8 protein-coding genes are annotated in these 18,562 nt (G+C 71.8%); 4 read left to right on the forward strand and 4 right to left on the reverse strand.

The genetic code is table 11. The annotated features are described in order from the left end of the window. Window positions 1-13: 13 nt before the first annotated feature. Complete coding sequence (locus WMF26_RS32770; RefSeq protein WP_437995932.1) at window positions 14-829, reverse strand: arylamine N-acetyltransferase family protein; 816 nt, start codon at window positions 827-829, stop codon at window positions 14-16. 405 nt (window positions 830-1,234) lie between these two features. Here WMF26_RS32770 and WMF26_RS32775 point away from each other — a divergent pair, with 405 nt between their 5' ends. Further along, a complete protein-coding gene (locus tag WMF26_RS32775; protein WP_437995933.1) occupies window positions 1,235-7,189 on the forward strand; it encodes an AAA family ATPase in 5,955 nt (1,984 codons plus the stop codon). Between the two features lie 178 nt (window positions 7,190-7,367). Here WMF26_RS32775 and WMF26_RS32780 read toward each other — a convergent pair whose 3' ends face one another. From WMF26_RS32780 to WMF26_RS32790, 3 genes are all read right to left on the reverse strand, one after another. Next, window positions 7,368-8,438, reverse strand: a complete 1,071-nt coding sequence (locus WMF26_RS32780) for a type IV pilus twitching motility protein PilT (RefSeq protein ID WP_437995934.1) — start codon at window positions 8,436-8,438, stop codon at window positions 7,368-7,370. A 1-nt stretch (window position 8,439) separates the two neighbouring features. Next, entirely contained in the window at window positions 8,440-10,320 is a 1,881-nt protein-coding gene (locus WMF26_RS32785; RefSeq protein ID WP_437995935.1) for a PilT/PilU family type 4a pilus ATPase, read from the reverse strand. 245 nt (window positions 10,321-10,565) lie between these two features. Then, window positions 10,566-11,096: a hypothetical protein gene (locus WMF26_RS32790; protein WP_437995936.1), complete on the reverse strand. Its 531-nt coding sequence runs from the start codon at window positions 11,094-11,096 to the stop codon at window positions 10,566-10,568. Window positions 11,097-11,959: 863 nt separating this feature from the next. Here WMF26_RS32790 and WMF26_RS32795 point away from each other — a divergent pair. The 3 genes from WMF26_RS32795 (at window position 11,960) to WMF26_RS32805 (ending at window position 18,206) form a co-directional block, all read left to right on the forward strand. Then, window positions 11,960-12,745, forward strand: a complete 786-nt coding sequence (locus tag WMF26_RS32795; RefSeq protein WP_061623715.1) for a class I SAM-dependent methyltransferase — start codon at window positions 11,960-11,962, stop codon at window positions 12,743-12,745. A gap of 46 nt (window positions 12,746-12,791) precedes the next feature. Further along, entirely contained in the window at window positions 12,792-13,025 is a 234-nt protein-coding gene (locus WMF26_RS32800; protein WP_061623714.1) for a hypothetical protein, read from the forward strand. Between the two features lie 441 nt (window positions 13,026-13,466). Then, entirely contained in the window at window positions 13,467-18,206 is a 4,740-nt protein-coding gene (locus tag WMF26_RS32805; RefSeq protein WP_437995937.1) for a copper oxidase, read from the forward strand. The last annotated feature ends 356 nt before the right edge of the window (window positions 18,207-18,562 follow it).

The following is an 18,562-nucleotide window of genomic DNA, read 5'->3' on the forward strand; positions in this document are numbered from 1 at the left end:
CGGGGCCGCCGCTTCAGCCGTTCAGGCCAGCGCAGGAGAGCCGCGCTCCGGCCGGGAGCTCCAGCCCGAAGCGGGTCTTCAGGACGTCGATGAGCTCGTCGTCCCCGAGCTCGAACCACTGGACCTGGCCGCCCCGGAGCACCCCCAGCTGGCGGTTGCGCAGCGTCACGCGCGCCTCCGGCGAGGAGATCGCCGCGAGCACATTGCTCACGAACAGCGAGTCGGGGTGGGTGGACGTGTAATAATTCGCCACCTCGTAATCGACCGGGAATTGCTCCTCGAGCGTGAACGCATAGAGGTCCTGCCACGGCTCGCGCCCCCTCGTCTCGAGCACCCACGCGTCGCCCTCCCGGCGCAGGCCGACCACATCGTGCGCCTGCGCCTGGCTCTCCCCCTCCACGAGCCGGATCGGCTGCGTGAGGCCCGGACCGCCGAAGCCGACGTCCGCGATGAACGGCCCTTCGGGCAGCTCGATCAGGGACAGCATATGAGTCCGCGGGCCGATATCGCTCCGATGGTACCTCACCCGCGCGATGAGCGTCGTGACCTTGAATCCGATCCGGCGCAGCGCCGCGACGAACAGGGTGTTCTGCTCGAAGCAGTAGCCGCCGCGGCGCGCCTTGACGAGCTTTTCCTGCACGCCGGCCAGGTCGATGCGGATGGGCCGGCCGAGGAGGACATCGAGGTTCTCGAAAGGGATAGAGTAGGAGTGCGCGGTGTGCAGCGCATCGAGCACCTCCCGCGTGGCAGCGAGCGCCCCGCGGTAGCCGATGCGGGCGAGGTAGGCGTCGAGGTCGAGCGAAGCGGTATCGGGTGCGGGCGGATGCATTGGGCCCACAAGGATACGCGCGTCGCCCCCGGCCGCGCCAGACGGAAGCTCCGCGAAGGCCGCGGGGCCGCCGGAGCGAAGCCGTCGTCGCGCGCGCTCGAGCCCGCATCGCTGCGCCGCGCGCCTTCGCGGCCCGAGCTGCGGTGGACGCGGTGGACGGCAGACGTCGATACGCCCCCGCGGCTTGACCGCCACTGTGCCGGCCAGCACACTCCCTACAGTGGAGCCGATCTACCGGGCCAGCCCGCGGCGTGCTCGGTCGCCCTCTTCTGTGGAGAGCGCTCGGTGGCGCTCTGCGCGAAGCCGCCCGCCAAGCCGGCCAGCAGCGCGCCGGGGCGCGCGCCGCGCCGAGCGCGGGCGGACTCGACGGCTCGCGCGGCGCAGCCTGGCCGCCGGTTGAGGGCCATGCCCAGGCCCGATCGCTACACGCTGACGGAGGTCCTGCGCGAGGAGACCAGGTATGTCGTCCACCGCGGCGTGCGGAACGAGGACGGCTGTCCGGTATTGCTCAAGATTCCTCGCGCAGAGCGCCTCGATCGCCGGGACGTGGCGCGCCTGCGCCACGAGCTCGAGATCGGGCGGAGGCTCAGCGAAGAGACCGCCATCAGGCCGTGTGAGCTGACGACGTACCGGGACCGGCCGGCGCTCGTCCTGGAGGACTTCCGCGGGCGCTCGCTCGACCGGATGCTGGGCGCGCCGATGGAGCTCGGGCGCTTCTTGCCGATCGCCGCCCGAACCTCCGCCGCGCTCGCGGACATCCATGCGAAGGGGGTTGTCCACAAGGACATCAAACCGCAGAACATCCTCCTCGATCCCGAGTCGGGAGAGGTGAAGATCGTGAGCTTCGATCTCGCGTCCTTCCTCCCGGAGGAGGAGAACGATGGGCGGAGCCCGGGCGTCATCGAGGGGACCCTCGGCTACATCTCGCCGGAGCAGGCAGGGCGCCTGGACCGGGCGGTCGATCACCGCGCCGACCTCTACTCGCTCGGCGTCACGCTCTACGAGATGCTCACGGGCGTCCTGCCCTTCTCGGCCGGCGATGCCCTGGAGTGGGTCCACTGCCACGCCGCCGTGCTCCCCCGGCCGCCCTCGGAGCTCGTCCCCGGCATCCCGCGGACCGTGTCCGAGCTCGTCATGAAGCTCCTGGCCAAGGCCGCCGAGGACCGTTACCAGAGCGCGCGCGGCGTCACGCGCGACCTCGAGCGCTGCCTCGAGCGGCTCACGACGGTCGCTCACATCGACCCATTTCCGCTCGGAGAGCACGACTTCTCCGGCCTCTTCCGGATCTCGAAGAAGCTCTATGGCCGCGAGCGCGAGGCCTCCGCCCTCCTCGCCGCCTTCGCGCGCGTCGCCCTGCGCGGCGCGCCCGAGCTCGTCCTGCTCGCCGGCGGCGCCGGGGCCGGCAAGACGTCGCTGGTGCAGGAGCTCCACCGCACGTCGGTCCGCGGGCGCGGCCTCTTCGCGGCGGGCAAATTCGACCAGCGGCACCGGCACGTCCCCTACGCGACGCTCGTCCAGGCGCTCCGCGAGCTCCTGCTCGGCGTCCTCGGCGCGAGCGAGCCCGTCATCGGCGCGTGGCGGCGGCGGCTCTCCGCGGCGCTCGGCAAGAACGCGCAGCTCGTCATCGACGTCCTCCCCGAGGTGGCGCTCATCCTCGGCGAGCAGCCGCCCGCCCCCGAGCTGCCGCTGACCGAGGGGCAGCGCCGGTTCGAGGCGGTGCTCCGGCAGCTCGCCTCCGTCTTCTGCCGCGCGGAGCGCCCTCTCGTCCTGTTCCTCGACGACCTCCAATGGGCAGACCCGGAGAGCCTCTCGCTCCTCGAGCAGCTCGTCGCCCACCCCGAGGCGCGGCACCTGCTCGCCATCGGCGCCTACCGCGACGTCGAGGTGGGGCCGCTCCACCCGCTCGCGCGCATGATCGAGCGCGCGCGGGGCGCCGGCGCGCCGCTCCGCGAGATCGAGATCCCGCCGCTCTCCACCCGGGACGTCCAGCGGCTCGTCGCCGACACGGTCCAGGCGAGCTGCGAGGACAGCGACTCGCTCGCGCGGCTCGTCCACGAGAAGACCGCCGGCAACCCGTTCTTCGCCACGCAGTTCCTGGCCATGCTCCACAAAGAGGGCCTGATCGAGGCCGATCTGCGCGCCGGCGCCTTCCGGTGGGACATCGGCGCGATCCGCGAGAAGGGCCTCGCCGACAACGTGATCGATCTCATGATCACGAAGATCAAGCGCCTCTCCGAGCCCGCCCAGGAGGCGCTCAGGCTCGCCGCCTGCGTGGGGAACACCGTCGACGCCGGCACCCTCGCCGTCGTCCGGGATCGGCCCGCGGGCGCGATTCACGAGGACCACCGGGAGCTCGTGCGCGAGGGGCTCCTCCTCCGGTCCGGCGACACCTACCGCTTCCTCCACGACCGCGTCCAGCAGGCGGCCTATGCGCTCATCCCGGAGGAGGATCGCGCGGCGGCGCACCTCCGCATCGGCCGGCTGCTCTCCGCCCGCGCGGCGGCGGACGCCGCCGACCCGCGCATCTTCGAGATCGCCGGCCACCTCAACCTGGGCTCGGCGCTCGTCACGGACCGCCGCGAGAGGGACCGGATCGCCAGGCTCAACCTGATGGCGGGCCGACGGGCCAAGGCCTCTTCCGCCTTCGCGGCGGCGGCCCGTTACCTCACGGCGGGCATGGCGCTGCTCGCGGACGACGCGTGGGAGGAGGACTACGCGCTCGCGCTCGAGCTCCACGGCGAGGGCGCGCGCTGCGCCTTCCTGAGCGGCGATTTCGCCGCCGCCGAGCGGCTCGTCGATGCGCTCCTCGGGCGCGCCCGGAGCCGGCTCGATCTCGCGGAGGTCCACCGCATCGAGATCGATCTGCACACGACGCGGGCCGATTTCGAGCGGGCGGCGCGGAGCGCCCTCGCCTGCGCGCGCCGCTTCGGCGTCGACCTCCCGCTCCACCCGGCGCGCGACGCCGTGGAGCGCGCGGCGCGCGAGGTGTGGGGCGAGATCCGCGATCGCCGCACCGAGGCGCTCGCCCGGCTGCCGCGCATGGCCGATGCGGACACCGCGGCCCTCATGCTCACCCTGTCGACCGCGCTGCCGTCGGCCTACTACACGGATCCGGACCTCTACGGCCTCATCGCGTGCCACATGGTCCGGCTCAGCCTGCGCGCGGGCAACTCGGACGCCTCTCCGCCCGGCTACGTCGCGTTCGGCGGGACGCTCGGCCGCGTCCTCGGACTCTACCGCGAGAGCTACCGGTTCGGCGAGCTCGCCCGCGCGCTGCTCGACGCCGGCGGTCAGGCCGGGAGCCGGGCGCAGATCCTCCACATGATCAGCACCTTCATCGACCCCTGGATCCGCCCCTTCCGCGACGTGGTCGGCCTCTTCCACGAGGCCTTCGACGAGGCCGTCGAGACCGGCGCGCTCATCTACGCGTCGTACTGCTGTTTTCACATCGTGGCGCTGCGCCTCGCGTCGGGCGATCCCCTGGCGGACGTCGCCGCCGAGGCCGAGCGGCGCCTTACCTTCACGCGCCGGGCCCGGCACGACGCCATCCACGACATCGTGGCCGTCCTGCACCGGCTCGTGCAGCGCCTGCGCGGCCACGAGCCGGGCCGGGCGGGCGAGGGCGCGGAGCACGAAGGCGCCCGGCCGGGCGAGGCGGCGTCGCCGCTCACGCGCTTCTACGAGCGCCTCTACGCGGCCCAGGCGGCGCTCGTGTTCGGGCGCTACGGCGAGGCCGTCGACGCGGCGGCCGCGGCGGGCGAGCTGCTCGGCCTGGTGACCGGCCAGATCCAGGCCGCCGACCACGGCTACATCGCGGCGCTCGCGCTGTCCTGCCGCGCCCGCGCGCTGCCCGAGGCCGAGCGGCGCTCGCTCCTCCCCGCCCTGCGCGCGCACGAGGCGGATCTCCGCCGCTGGGCGGAGGTCGAGCCCGCGAACCAGGAGGACCGCCGCGCGCTGGTGTCGGCCGAGATCGCGCGCATCGCGGGCGACGAGCTCGCCGCGATGCGCCGCTACGAGCAGGCCATCCGGGCCGCGCGCGCGAACGGCTTCGTCCAGGGCGAGGCGCTCGCCCAGGAGCTCGCCGCCGCGTTCTACCGCGATCGCGGCTTCGACCTGATCGCCGACACCTACCTCGGCGCGGCGCGCTCGTCGTACGCGCGCTGGGGCGCCGACGCCAAGGTGAAGCAGCTCGACCAGCTGTATCCGCACCTCGCGGCGCGGCTGCTCGCGGCGTCCAGCACGGTCACCATGCCGGCCGAGGAGCTCGATCGGCTGGCCGTCGTGAAGGCGTCGCAGAGCATCTCCGGCGAGATCCTCGTGCCCCGGCTCGAGGAGGCGCTGCTCCGGATCGTGCTCGCGCACGCGGGCGCGCAGAAGGGCTACCTGCTGGAGGCCGGCCGCGGCGCCGCGTCGATCCGGGCGAGGGCGCGGATCGAGGAGGGCAGGCCGTTCGCGGAGGCGCTCGCGGGCGAGGCGCGCGCGCCGGCGTCGTCCGCCGCGCTGCCGCTGTCGATCGTCGACTACGTCCGCCGGACCGGCGAGCCGGTCGTCCTCGACGACGCGGCGGAGTCGCGGTTCTCGGCGGACGAGTACGTCGCGCAGGCCCGGCCGCGATCGGTCCTGTGCATGCCGATCGCGCGGCGCGCCGGGGCCTCCGCGATCCTCTACCTGGAGAACGCGGCGATGCGCGGCGCGTTCTCCGAGGGCACGCTCGCGGTGCTCGAGCTGCTCTCGTCGCAGGCCGCCATCTCGCTCGAGAACGCGTCGCTCTACGCGGCGCTGAAGAAGAGCGAGGAGCAGCTCCAGGCCATCGTCGACAACTCGCCGGCGATCATCTACGTCAAGGACCTCGAGGGCCGCCTGCTCCTCGTCAACCGGTGTTACGAGCGGGCGGTCCAGCGGCCGCGGGATCGGATCGTCGGCCGGAGGGATCACGACCTCTTCCCGCCGGAGATCGCGGAGCTGTTCGCCGCGAACGATCGCCGGGCGATCGCGATGGAGACGCTGCTCGATCTCGAGGAGGTGTTCCCGCAGGAGGACGGGCCGCACACCTACCTGACCGTCAAGTTCACGCTGCGCGACGCGGCGGGGGCCGCGTATGCGGTCTGCGGCATCTCCACGGACATCACCGAGCGCAAGCGGGCGGCGATGGCCGAGCGCTTCCTGGCGGAGGCGACCCGGCGGTTCGTGGCCGATCTCGGCTACGAGGCGACGCTTCAGGCGATCGCCGAGGTCGCGGTGCCTGCGCTCGCCGAGGGCGCCGCGCTCTACGTGCTCGACGAGGCGGGCGCGCTCGAGCTCTCGGCCGTGGCGGCGGGCTCGCCGGAGAGCGCCGGGCGGCTGCGCGCGCTCGCCTCGCCCGAGGGCGCGCCGTGGGCGCCCCGCCGCGCGCTGGGCGCGGAGCGCGCCGAGCTCGGCCGCGTGGACGATCGCGTGATGCGGCGCTGGGCCGCGGCGGCGGCGCGCCCCGAGGCGCTGTTCGCGCTCGCGCCGGCGGCGTACCTGAACGCGCCGCTGTTGACGCGGGATCGCTGCCTCGGCGTGCTCTCGCTGGTGCGGACGGGGGCGGCGCCGCCCTATGGCCGGGCCGACGCCGAGCTCGCGGAGGAGCTCGCGCGGCGGGCGGCGATCGTGCTCGACAACGCGCGGCTTTACCGCGAGGCGCAGCGGGCGATCCAGCTCCGCGAGGAGTTCCTCTCGGTCGCCTCCCACGAGCTCCGCACGCCGCTCACGCCGCTCAAGCTGAAGCTCGGGCTGCTGCAGAAGAAGCTCGCGACCGAGGCCGCGGCCCCGTCGCTCGAGCGCATGGTCGCGGCGAGCCTGGGGCACGTCGAGCGGATCGAGGTGCTCCTCGACAGCCTCCTCGACGTCGACCGGGTCGCCCGCCGCGGGCTCGACCTGGAGCTCGCGGAGGTCGACCTCGCCGCGCTGGCGCGCGAGGTCGTGGCCCTGCTCGGCGAGGCGATCTCGCGGGCGGGCTGTCGCGTCGAGCTCGACGCGCGCGGCCCGGTGCTCGGCCGCTTCGACCGGCTCCGCGTCGCGCAGGTCGTGAGGAGCCTGCTCAACAACGCGATCAAGTTCGGCGCCGGCCGCCCCATCGAGGTGACCGTCGACGCGCGCGGCGACGCGGCGCGCGTGGTCGTGCGCGATCACGGGATCGGCATCGCGCCCGAAGATCTGGAGCGCATCTTCACGCGCTTCGAGCGGGCGGTCTCGTCGAGGTTCTACGGCGGGCTCGGGCTCGGGCTCTACCTCGCGAACGAGATCGTCCGGGCGCACGGGGGCACGATCCAGGTGGCGAGCCAGCGGGGCGAGGGCGCCTGCTTCACCGTGGATCTGCCGCGCCGCCTCGCGTCGTGATCTGCTGGAGCAGGGGTGTCGGACGAGAATTTAACGCAAAGGCGCAAAGGCGCAAGGAAGAGAGAGATATATTAAAAATTAATTCTCTTTCTTTTTTGCGTCTTTGCGTCTTTGCGTCTTTGCGTTAAATTCTCTCTCTTCTTCATCATCCAATCTTCTACCGCCTCGACAGCTCCCCTCACGCCCCCTGCGCGTCGGGGAAGAGCCGCTGGAAGGTGTCCTTGTCGATCGCCTTCTCGAGCGCCGCCTGGACGGAGATGGTGTCCTTCTTGACGAGCCGCTCCAGCGCCATGTCCATCGTCTGCATGCCGGCGGAGCGGCCGGCCTGCATCAGGTTCGTGATCTGGAACGTCTTGCCCTCGCGGATCATCGCGGACAGCGCGCTGGACCCGACGAGGATCTCGTGCGCGGCGACGCGGCCCGTGCCGTCCTTCGTGCGGAGGAGCTGCTGGGCGATGATCGCGGCGAGGCTCTCGGCCAGCATGCCGCGGACCTGGAGCTGCTCGTCGGCAGGGAACGCGTTGATGATGCGGTCGATCGTCGCGGCGGCGCTGTTCGTGTGGACCGTGCCGAAGACGAGGACGCCGAAGCTCGCGAGCTGCAAGGCGAGCTTCATCGTCTCGTTCGTCCTGAGCTCGCCGATCAAGATCACGTCGGCGTCCTCCCGCCCGGCGCTGCGGATCGCGCTCGCGAAGCTGCCCGCGTCGGGGCCGACCTCGCGGTGCGTGATCTGGGCCTTGATCGGGCTGTGCACGAACTCGACCGGATCCTCGATCGTGAGCACATGGCAGGCGCGCGAGCGGTTGATGTGGTCGATCATCGCCGCCAGCGTCGTCGACTTGCCCGAGCCGGTCGGGCCCGTGATCAGGATGAGCCCGCTCGGCCGCTCCGACAGCCGGCGGATGATCTCGGGGCAGCCGAGATCGTCGAGGGAGAGGATCTTGCTCGGGATGGTGCGGAAGACGGCCGCGAGCCCGGTGGTCTTGTAGAAGTAGTTGGCGCGAAAACGGGCCTTGTCCGCGTAGGAATAGGCGAAATCGAGGTCGAGCTCGTCGACGATGCGCCGCCGCTCCTCGGGGGTCGTGATCTCGAAGAGGAGCGCCTCCATCTCAGCCGCGTCGAGGGGCGTGTCGCGCATCGGGACGAGCTCGCCGCGGGCGCGGACGAGCGGCGGATAGCCGATGCCGAGGTGCAGGTCGCTGCCCTTCCTGATCAGGAGCTCGTCGAAGAGGCGATCGATCCTGGCCACGCTAGCCTCCCTTCTTCCCGAAGAGCGCGCCCGCGCGCTCGAACAGGCCCTTGCCCGCCTCGGGGGCGCCGGGCCGCGACGCCTCGGGCGGCGGGGCGGGCGGCTTCCTGTCCGGCGCGAGCGCGGGCTGCCGCTTGCCGGTGAGGACCGCCTCGAGCTCGTCCGGCGCCTCGGCCACCGTGAGCGCGGCCTCGAGCGTCGTCTTGCCGGCGCGGACGAGCTCGGCCAGCGAGTCGTCGAGGCGGATGATCCCGAGGCTCTTCCCCCGCTGCTGGAGGCTCGGGATCTGGAACGTCTTCGAGTCGCGGATGAGGTTCCACAGCGCGACCGAGCCGGGCAGGACCTCGGCGGCGGCCACCATGCGCTTGCCGTCCGCGCTCGGCAGGAGCCGCTGGCTGACGATGAGCCGGAGGCCGCCCGCGAGGGTGACGCGGACCTGCTGCTGATCGCCGGGCGGGAAGAGGTCGATCAGCCGATCGATGGTCTTCGCCGCGCTCGGGGTGTTCATCGTGCCGAGCACGAGGTGGCCCGTCTCGCTCGCCGCCAGCGCCATGCGCACCGTCGCGGTGTCCCGGAGCTCGCCGACGACGATGACGTCGGGGTCCTCGCGCAGCGAGGCCTTGAGGGCGTTCTCGAACGAGCGGGTGTGGGTGCCGACCTCGCGCTGGCTGATCATCGCCTTACCGCGCGCGTGGACGAACTCGACCGGATCCTCGACCGTGATGATGTGGTGGCTGGTCTCGCGGTTCAGGATGTCGACGATCGCGGTCAGCGTCGTCGTCTTGCCGTGCCCTGTCGGCCCGGTGATCACGATGAGGCCCTGATGGTGGCGGGTGGCGAGCCCGATCGCGTCGGGCAGGCCGAGCGACGCGAGGGTGGGGATGGTGCGCGCGATCAGGCGGAAGCAGCCCTTGTAGCCCCGGCGGTGGCGCGCGATGTTCACCCGGAAGCGGCCGAGCGCGGCGAGGTCCAGGGCGAAGTCGCAGGAGCCCTCGGCCTCGAGGACCGGCGAGAGCCGCGCGGGGACGCGCGGGAGCAGGAGCGACGCGACCGCCGCCGGGTCGAGCGGATCGCCGTGCGGCACGAGCTCGCCCCCGACGCGCAGGAGCGGCGGGCGGCCGGCGACGAGGTGGAGATCGCTCGCGCCCTGATCGCGCGCCATGGCGAGCAGCCCGTCGAGGGCGCCCCCCGGGACGTCGGCGGACGAGGGCCGCGCGCGCGGGCCCGCCGCGGCCGGCCGGGCGCCGGCGCGGGGCTCGGCGGGCGGCGCGGACGCGCGGCCGGCGCGGGGCTCGGCGGGCGCGTCCTCGCCGCGCGGATCGAAGCGCGGCGTCGAGGGGCGGCCGGCGCGGGGCTCGGCGGGCGGCGGCGACGCGCCGCGGAGGTCGAACGCGAGCTCGGAGGAGCTCGGGCGCTTCGCGTCCGGGTCGCGCGGCGGCGGGCGCTGCGCCTCCTCGGGCGCGAGGTGCTCCCGCATGGAGAACTGCTGCGAGGGGCGGGCCGGCGGCGCGGCGGCGGCCCCGGGCGCGGCGGCGGCGGTCCCGGGCGCGGCGGCGGCGGCCCCGGGCGCGGCGGACGACGGCTGCATCCGCGTCATGCGGGCGTGCACGAGGTCGCCCTGGCGCGCGGCGACGACCGAGATGGCGCCGATGCCCTCGATGCGGATGTGCCACTGCGACGGCTTCGCGCCGAGCGCCTCGATGTGGCGGCCGCCGCCGAGGGCGCTGAGGAGCATGAGGATGTCCTCGGTGGTGAGGGCGCTGGGATCGACGGCCTGGAAGGCGCCCGAGATCTTGACGCTGGGCATGCGCCCCGTGGCCACGGCGAACTCCGTCACCTCGGGGCGATTCAGTTGCGAGAGCCAGGATCGAAGGGCGTTCATCGTCGTCGCTCGTCTCCGCAAGGCGACTCTATCAACGATGAGGCGCGGCGTTTCAAAATGTCGTGCGGCGACGGCGAGATCCGGAGGGCGGCCTCACCCGGGCCGCGCGCGGCCTGGCGCGGGCCGCGCAGGCGGCGCGCCGCTCCCCCCTCCGCCGCGACGGCGCGCGGCGGCTGCGGCGGCGGCCCCTGCGCGGCGCGGCGCAGCTCACGCGGGCGGCGTGCTCAGCAGAGGCGATGTCGGGCCTACTGGATCGCGAGCTTGAGCCGCGCGCCCTTCACGAAGTGGCCCGGCGCCTTGCCCTTCTCCGCGGCCGGCGCCTGCTGCTCCGAGTCGATGGTGAGCTGCATGTTGCCGGTGGCCTCGATCTTCTTCATGGTCACCCTGGCGATCTCGACATATTTCGTGGGACTCGCGCCCTTGGGATCCTCGATCCTGCGGAAGAGCACCGCCTTGGTCCCCGCGGCGACCGGCGTCGCGCTGGTGGCGACGAGCGGCCGCAGCGTCGCGACCTTCCCGGCGCGGGAGACCAGCATGCCGTAGACCTCGACGGAGTAGCTGTCCCACTCGCCCGCACCGGGCGTGGCAGCGGGCTCTGCCGCAGGCGCGCTCTCCGCCCCCGGAGCCGCCGCCGGCGCACCCCCGGGCGCGGCCGGCCGCGTCGCCCCCGGGTGCTCCGCCGAGGCCGTGATCGGCGAGGCAGAGAGGAGCGCGAACGCAGCCGCCGCGACGAGGGATCGCGAGTACCTGGAGAGCCCAACACCCAACGTCTTCATGCACTCCGCTCCTTCGCTTCAATGAGACCCCGCGGCCCGCGTCCACCCGGCGAGGCCGCAAACACCCCAGCATCAAAACTTCTCATCCTGCCCGAGACTGACACTCTCCGCAACTCTTTTTCTTCGGCTTCGGCTTCAGCTTCGCGGCGCGGTCGCGGTCGCGGTCATCCCGCATCGCCGCGGTCACCGCATCGCCGGATTCTCCAGATTCCGATTCCGGCGCGGGCTGCTCGGCGAGGCTGACCGGCCCTGGAGGAGCGGCGCGCGCAAGAGCGCGTCGCGGCTCGCCCGAGCTCACCTGTCACCTGCGCCGGCGGCTCGCCTGTCGTTCTGGCTCGCCCGCCGTTCGGCGCTGTCGTTCTGGCTGCCTGGTTACCCGGCTCGACCGCTCGCCTGGGCTCTCCGGCTCGCCTGGCTGGCTCCGCCTACGGGTAGGTCAGCGCGCTTCGCGCGAGGCGCGCTCTCGAAGAGCGAGAGGCCCGCGCGAGCGTCCGGCGTGCTCGGTCCAAGCTCGCCGCATCTCATTCTGACCCGTCCGACGACACCAGCTGCGCACAACACCGCGACCTCTCCCTCGTCAACATCGCCCCGGGACATCCCCGTTGCCTTCCAACATCGCCGACGCGAACATCGATGTCGGAGTAAAAGTCGCGTTTCAATCAAGATATCACGCCTTCGTCAAAGCAGAACAGAAATTTTCGAGAGCAAGCGATTCTGGTGCGCCCTCGTGCGTCCATGTACGCTGTCACGTGGCCGCGTGGTCGCGTGGTCGCGTGGTCGCGTGGTCGCGTAGGCTCCGCGCGTGCGGCGGTGTACGGCGGACGGCCGCGCGGCTGTAGGATGGCCGCGGAGGAAGAGAGACTATGCCCACCGTCACGGATCACTACGACAAGCTCCTCGCCGAGCACTACTCCAGGATGTTCGGGGACCACGACGCCAAGGTCGCCGAGCAGCGAGCCCTCTTCGAGCGCCTCGGCGTTCGCCCCGAGGGCGCTTCGGAGGCCATCGACCTCGGGTGCGGCTCGGGCTTTCAGTCCCTCGCGCTGGCGCAGCTCGGGTTCCGGGTGACGGCGGTGGACACCTCGGACAAGCTCCTCGCCGAGCTCGCCTCACGCCGCGGGCAGCTCCCCGTCGATGTCGTCCGAGGCGATCTCCTCGACGCGCTGGAGCGCCCGGGCCCCCCCTGCGCGCTCGCCGTGTGCATGGGCGACACCCTCCCTCACCTGGGCAGCAAGGGGGACGTAGAGCGGATGTTCGCCGGCTGCGCGCGGCGCCTCGCGCCCGGCGGCCAGCTCGTGCTCACGTTCCGCGACCTCACCCGAGAGCTGGAGGGCGCCGACCGGTTCATCCCCGTGCACGACTCGGCGGACGTGATCATGACCTGTTTCCTCGAATACGAACCGGAGACCGTCAAGGTGCACGATCTCGTCCACACGCGCGGCCGCGAGGACGGACGGTGGAGGCTTTCAGCGAGCTTTTATCGCAAGCTGCGGCTCTCCCCCGAGTGGGTCTGCGACAGGCTCGAAGCGGCCGGGTTCCACGTCCTCCACCGCGAGATCGCGCGCGGCCTCGTCACCCTCGTCGCGCGCTCCGGAGGCGGCGTGGGCCGGGATACGAACACCGGGTCAAAACCCTGCACAGGAGGTTGATGGCCACGTCGCGGCGGCGCTACCTTGATAGGGGAGGATGAGACCCATGTCCGAGAGAGCACAGCAGACAGGCACGAAGGACGCCGGGCAAGCGGCGGCCGTGAGCCGGCCGTCGCGGGATGAGGTCCAGGACCTGCGGCGCGAGCGGGACGAGGCGCGCCAGCTCCTGAGCACGCTGGTGACAGCGCTCAAGCGCGCGACGTTCCGGCACGGCACGTACATCGACGGGCTCGGCGCCGCGATGGTCGCCGTGGACCGGTGGTCCAAGCCGCAAGGCTGAACACGCCGCCAGCGGCGCGCGTCGCGCCGGGGCGGGCCGGTACGTTACCGACGGGCGCGTCCACGCGGCTCGACGTCCCTGACACCCCCTTCACCCAGCCCCGACGCAGGCGCCTCGACCGAGGCGCCGAGAGGGCGCGACGCCGTTCCACCGCGCACCGCGCACTCGCGTCCTCCAGCGCTGTCGGCTCTCCCCGGGCCGCGCCGACGACACCATCCCTGGATAGCTCGCAATCCACGCGGGTCGACTGCGCCGGCCGGACGCGAGCAATTCTAATTGACGGCGATCTCACAAAGTCACAAAGTCGCTCACCCGGATTGCTACCGGATCCAGGCCAGTCCACGGCGGACGGCCGCGATGCGGCGCAGTGGAGACGCACGGGGCGCGGTCGGCGCGCCGTGCGAGGCGCGCGCCTGCGCGCGTACCGAGGAGAGGACAACCTTGATCAGGAACAGGCTGCTCGAAGCTATCGGCTGGGCCGCGGTGGCGCTCGGCGTCGCGGGCTGTGGAGCCCCGGACGTCGATGCGCCCGAGGAAGAAAGCGATGAAGTTGCAGCATCGGAGCTGAACGATCATCCGACGAGCGGCAGGACCGTATTCGCCGATGTCGTCGCGCTCGATCAGGTCTACGTGTACAACCGGTTCGGGTCGTTCAACCCGGCCGGCATGATGTACGCGCTCAAGCGGGACGTCGTGCCGATCGACGGGAGCAAGCCGCTCGGCCCGGGCAACGCCATGCTGCGGCCGGGCAAGCGCCCGAGGCCGCTCGTGCTGCGCGTGAACGTCGGGGACGCGCTCCGCGTCCGGTTCACGAACCTCCTCCGGCCCGCGGACGAACGCCCTGACGACTCGACGGCGACGAGGAGCGCCTCGGTGCACGTCACCGGGCTCGAGATCAGGAACATCGAGGCGCTCGGCGGCAACATCGGCCGGGGGCCCGACTCGCTCGCGGAGCCCGGCGAGACGCGCGTCTACGAGCTCTTCGCCGACAAGGAGGGGACGTTCCTGTTCCACAGCGGCGGCGCCCAGGCCGGCGGCGGCGAGGGGGACGGCGGACAGACGGTGCTGGGGCTGTTCGGCGCGGTCAACGTCGAGCCCGCGGGGGCGGTCGCGTACCGGTCGCAGGTCACCGCCGAGGAGCTCGCCGCCGCCTCGCTGCCCACGCGGAACCCCGACGGGACGCCCAGGATCGACTACGACGCGCTGGACGAGCAAGGCGAGCCGATCCTCAGGATGCTCAACGATCGCGACGAGATCGTGCACGGCGATCTCAACGCGATCATCGCCGGCTACGAGGAAAGCCAGCTCGACAGCCCGACCCCCGTGGCCCCTGGGCGGTTCCGCGAGTTCACGGTGCTGTTCCACGACGAGCTCAAGGCCGTCCAGGCGTTCGAAAAGCTCGAGGTCGACGAGACCTTCCACGGCGTGCGCGATGGGTTCGGGGTCAACTACGGCGCCTCCGGGTTCGGCTCCATCCTCCTCGCCAACCGGGCGAGGCTCGGTCCAAGCAAGAAATGCATCGAGTGCGCGTACGAGGAGTTCTTCCTGAGCTCCTGGGCCAACGGCGACCCGGCGATGATCGTCGAGCGGGACAGGCGCGGCAACGCGACGGAGGCGCTGTTCCCCGACGACCCGTCGAACGTCCACCACGCATACCTCGGCGACCCCGTCTGGTTCAGGAACGTGCACGCCGGGCCGAAGGAGACGCACGTCTTCCACCTCCACGCGCACCAGTGGCTGAAGACGCCGAACGACGCGAACGGGAACACCCTGGACGCGCAATCCATCGGCCCGGGCGCGGCCTTCACCTACAACGTCGGCAGGGGCGGCAACCGCGTCCTGACGCCCGGAGACTCGATCTTCCACTGCCACCTGTATCCCCACTTCGCGCAGGGCATGTGGGAGCTCTTCCGCAACCACGACGTCTTCGAGGCGGGCACGCGCGATCGCTTCCTGCCCGACGGCGAGATCAAGAAGGGGACGCCCACGCCCGCCCTCGTGCCCGTCCCCGAGATCGCGATGCCGCCCATGCCGACCTACAAGCCCACCGTCGTGGAGCTCCCCGGCGGCGGCAGGGAGGTGCGGCCGCCGATGCCGGGATATCCGTTCTACATCGCTGCCCTGAAAGGCCACAGGGCTCCTCAGCCGCCGCTCGACCTGATCGTCGACGGCGGGCTCCCGCGCCACGTCGTCACCAGCGTCCCGCCGGGCGGCGCCGAGTTCGGCAGGCGCGGCAAGTTCGACGTGGAGATCGAGGAAGCCAACATCAAGCTCCTGCCGAACGAGGGGACCCCCTCGGAGCTGGCCGCGCAGGCGTTCCACGCCGGCCGGTTCCCGGGAGCGACGCCCATCACGACGACGGACGGCTTCCCCGCGCAGGCATATCCGGCGTTCACGCCCGAGGGTGAGCCCGCGCTGTTCGCCGTCAACGGCCAGCCGCCTGCCCCCGGCGCGCCGTACGCGAACCCCTGCCCACCAGGGGTGCCGGAGCGCAGGTACCGCAGCGCGTTCGTCCAGCTCGACGGCGTGGTCAACCAGCGCGGCTGGCACGACCCGCAGATGCGCATCCTCGTCCTCGAGGACGACATCGACGCGACCCTGTCGGGCGCGCGGCCGCCGGAGCCGCTGTTCATCCGCGCCAACTCGAACGATTGCGTCGTCTCGGAGGCGACGAACTTGCTCCCCAACGCGCTGGAAGCGGATCCGTTCCAGATCTTCACGCCCACCGACACCGTCGGCCAGCACATCCACCTCGTGAAGTTCGACGTCACCGCCTCGGATGGATCGACGAACGGATTCAACTACGAGGATGGGACGTTCGCCCCACAGGAGGTCGTCCAGCTCATCAACGCGGCCAACAACCTCGGCGGCGCACTGAAGGCGGACGGCACGGTCGAAGAGCGCGGCCGCCGCGTCATGCTGACGGCGCAGCGACACCCGCGCATCCACGACGACCGGAAGGGCCTGCAGACCACGGTGCAGCGCTGGTGGGCCAACCCCGTCCAGAGCCGGCGCGGCGACGACATCACCCTCAACACCTCGTTCTCGCACGACCATTTCAGCCCCTCCTCCCACCAGCAGCACGGCCTCTACATGGGCCTGATCATCGAGCCGAGCGGCTCGGTCTGGCGCGACCCGGTGACCGGGGTCGTGTTCGGCGACCGCCCCGACGGCGGGCCCACGAGCTTCCGCGCCGACATCATCCCGCCGCGCGGCTCCCCGCAGCCGCCCTTCCGCGAGTTCGGCCTCGCCTTCGCCGACTTCGCCCTCCTCTTCGACGAGTGCGGCGATCCGGTGAACCCGCCGACCACGCAGGAGGCCCCGCTCCCGCTCGCGGTCGAGCACCGCGACGTGCTCGCGCCGGAGGCGATCTCGGCCGCCGATCCGGGCGGTGGGCTCATCAACTATCGCAACGAGCCGATCCCGCTGCGCATCGCCCGGCGCGACTGTAGAACCGGCCGCGTCGAGCAGAAGCCGGGCGAGGAGGGGGAGATGCACAACGTGTTCAGCTCCCGGGTCCACCCCGATCCGTTCACGCCGCTGCTCTCGGCCCACGAGGGCGACAACGTCGTGGTGCGCCTCCTCCAGGGCGCGCAGGAGGAACAGCACGTCTTCTCGATGCACGGGCAGCGGTGGTTCAACGAGATCAACGACCCGGACAGCGGCTACTCGAACGGCCAGCCCATCGGCATCTCCGAGCACTTCGAGTTCGGGCTGACGCCCTCGGCCTCTGCGCGGGGCGATCGCGAGCCCGGCGACTACCTCTACCAGAGCGCGCCCACCGACGACCTCTGGGACGGTATGTGGGGGATCATGAGGGTGCGGCCGCGGACCGACACGGCCTTGCTGCCGCTGCCCGGATCGCGGGACGGCGAGCCCCGCGAGGTGCGCCGCTTCCCGACCTGCCCGGCGGGCGCGCCGGTGACGAAGTATGTCGTCCACGCGATCACCGCGAAGGGCAATCTGCCGGGCGATCGGCTCGTCTACAACAAGGAGTTCGACCTCTACGATCCCGACGCCCTCCTGTTCGTCCGCGCCGAGGATCTGCCTGACCTCCGCGCCGGGCGCCGCGCCCCGGAGCCGCTCGTCCTGCGCGCCGCCGCCGGCGACTGCATCCAGGTCACGCTCGTCAACGACCTGCCCTTCGAGCTGCCCAAGACGCCGCACTGGAACTATAGCCCGCCCATCGTCGACGGGTTCAACACGAACCAGGTCAGGCCGTCCAGCCACGTCTCGCTGCACGCGCAGCTCGTCGCCTACGACGTCAGGACCGACGACGGGGCCAACGTCGGGCTCAACGAGGAGCAGACCGTCGCGCCCGGCGAGTCCCGCGAGTACACGTGGTACGCCGGCGAGTTCGCCCAGAAGGACGGCAGGTGGGGCCCCGTCGAGCCGAGGGCCGTCGAGTACGGCGCCATCAACCTGAGGGACATGGCCGACGTCGTGAACCACGGCATGCACGGCGCCGTCGGCGCCCTCATCATCGAGCCCAAGGGCGCCACCTGGCGCGCCGATCAGGGCACGCACGCGCAGGCGGAGGTCACCTTCAAGGACTACTACGGATACACGCGCTCGTTCCGGGAGTTCGTGGTCGTCTATCAGGACGAGGTCGGCCTGCACTCGGGCGACCCGAGGTTCCAGTGCGTCGATCAGGATCTCAACTGCGGCACCGCCATCCGCAACTATGAGGCCGAGGACGACGCGGAGGACACGGGCCACGAGGCCTTCAACTACCGCACCGAGCCGTTCTGGGCGCGGCTCGGGATCGCGCCGGAGCTCGCGAGGGTGCTGCTCAACGAGAAGGACCTGAGCGACATCTTCAGCTCCCGCGTCCACGGCGACCCGGCGACGCCGATCTTCACGGCCGGCGCGACGCAGAAGGTGCGCGTGCGCCTCGTGCAGCCGTCCGGCCACCGGCGCATGCACTCCTTCGGCCTCTGGGGCGCGGCGTGGCCGAACAACCCGTTCGCCGAGGGGGAGCGCTCCCGCCGCATCGGCGAGAACAGGGACGTGCTGAACATCGGCATCGAGAACGCCATCGGCCCGATGACGAACCACAACGTGGTCCCGTTCTCCCCGGCCGGCGGGAGGTTCTTCGTCCCCGGCGACCGGCTCTACCTCGATCAGCCGAGCTTCAAGGTCTCGGACGGCCTCTGGGGCATCTTCCGGGTGACGCGGTAACCGCCTTCCTCACGCCGGCTCCCGCCGCTCGCACGCCCGCTCGGCGCCGCCATGGCGCCGGCCGGCGAGCGGCGGGGGTGACGTCCTCCACCCCGGCACACGGCCGGCGCATCCGCGGCGCGGGACGAGGGAAGCCCGCGCGCGGGATCACGCGAGCTCTCGCCACGACACATGGCTTCGTGCGCGCCGGATCCCCCGTCTCCGCCCGCGATCGACTCGATATCGCTCTGTCCGCAGGAGAGACCAGCCAAAGAGCGCCGCGGAAATCGGTTGACCTCGATAGGCCATACCCGCAGATTTGTGAGCCAGATCACGCACCGATGGATCGGCCGATGCTCGGTGGACGGCTGCGCGCC

The organism is Sorangium sp. So ce185 (genome assembly GCF_051526825.1).
Lineage (GTDB): Bacteria > Myxococcota_A > Polyangia > Polyangiales > Polyangiaceae > Sorangium > Sorangium cellulosum_D.

Bases quoted from the DNA above. Each gene is read 5' to 3' on its own strand.
- WMF26_RS32795 (WP_061623715.1), top strand. From the start codon at position 11,960: ATGCCCACCGTCACGGATCACTACGACAAGCTCCTCGCCGAGCACTAC.
- WMF26_RS32790 (WP_437995936.1), bottom strand. From the start codon at position 11,096: ATGAAGACGTTGGGTGTTGGGCTCTCCAGGTACTCGCGATCCCTCGTC.
- WMF26_RS32770 (WP_437995932.1), bottom strand. From the start codon at position 829: ATGCATCCGCCCGCACCCGATACCGCTTCGCTCGACCTCGACGCCTAC.
- WMF26_RS32800 (WP_061623714.1), top strand. From the start codon at position 12,792: ATGTCCGAGAGAGCACAGCAGACAGGCACGAAGGACGCCGGGCAAGCG.
- WMF26_RS32785 (WP_437995935.1), bottom strand. From the start codon at position 10,320: ATGAACGCCCTTCGATCCTGGCTCTCGCAACTGAATCGCCCCGAGGTG.
- WMF26_RS32775 (WP_437995933.1), top strand. From the start codon at position 1,235: ATGCCCAGGCCCGATCGCTACACGCTGACGGAGGTCCTGCGCGAGGAG.